At 77.8% G+C, this 1,015-nt stretch carries 1 protein-coding gene; it reads right to left on the reverse strand.

From position 1 onward, the window contains the following. On the reverse strand, positions 1 to 731 hold a 731-nt coding region (locus ABZ641_RS39405; protein WP_359989570.1), incomplete at its 3' end, for a citrate/2-methylcitrate synthase. Positions 732 to 1,015: the final 284 nt, after the last annotated feature.

Raw genomic sequence — 1,015 nt, forward strand, 5'->3', positions numbered from 1 at the left:
GCCCGCCGGGCGGCCGGACCGGCGGCCGGTGCGGCGAACAGCGGCAGTGCCTCCCCGTCGACCAGTGCGGCCCGCGCCACCGCCCGGACGTCCGCACCGTGTTCGGCCTCGGCGACCAGCCGGAGCACGGCGGCCGGGACGGCCCGGTGGCGGGGCCCGGCCATCGCGGCGACCGCGGTGGACAGGCAGGTGGCGACGTCCGCGCCGGTGGAGGCGATCAGCCGGGCCGTGGTGGTGGCGGTGTCGACGGGGTGGACGGCGACGGAGCACCAGTACGCGTCGACGGCGCGGACGTGCTGCGGTTCGGCGGTGCCGCGCCAGCGCAGCAGGAAGCGTTCGGCGGCGCTGCCGCCGGCCTCGATCGCCCAGTGGGGTACGGCGGGCAGGTGCAGGCCGCGGACGGACTGGGCGACGAAGGTGTGGGTGGCGATGGTGGCGCGTTCGAGGTCCTCCCGGGCCTGTTCGTCGCCGATGTCGTGCAGCGGCCCGAGTCCCCAGGCGGGGCCGAGGCCGGCGAGTGAGTTCTGGGTGTCCACCCGGACGTCGCCGTGGCGGACGGGCAGGGTGAGCGGCTCGCCCGGGCCGAGTCCGGGCCAGGGTCTGCCGTCGACGAGGATCCCCCAGACCTCGTCGAAGGTGTGACGGCCGATCAGTTCGGCGGGATCGAGGGCGGCGGGGTCGAAGGCGGTGAGGGCCGGCGTGGTGGGGTCGGGAGCGGTGAGGTCGGGCATGGGGCGACTCCTCGGTGCGGACCGGCTGCTCGGTCCGGGTGGTGCGGTCCTGGTCGTGCCTGGTCGTGCGGTCCTGCCGGTGCGGTGGTGCGGTGGTGTCGGCGGGGTCCGGGTGGTGCGGACCCCGCGGACGCGGACCCCGCCGGGGGTGCCGCGTCCGGGGACGGCTGACGGGCACCGCCCGCCGCGGGCCGCGAGGGCCTGCGGGGACGGTGCCCGGGTGGTGCTCCGGTACGTCTCAGCGGCCGACGCCCGCCGACTGTCCGGCCGGACTGCGCTCGGCC

The sequence above is a fragment of the Kitasatospora sp. NPDC007106 genome, from assembly GCF_040634455.1.
Lineage (GTDB): Bacteria > Actinomycetota > Actinomycetes > Streptomycetales > Streptomycetaceae > Kitasatospora > Kitasatospora arboriphila.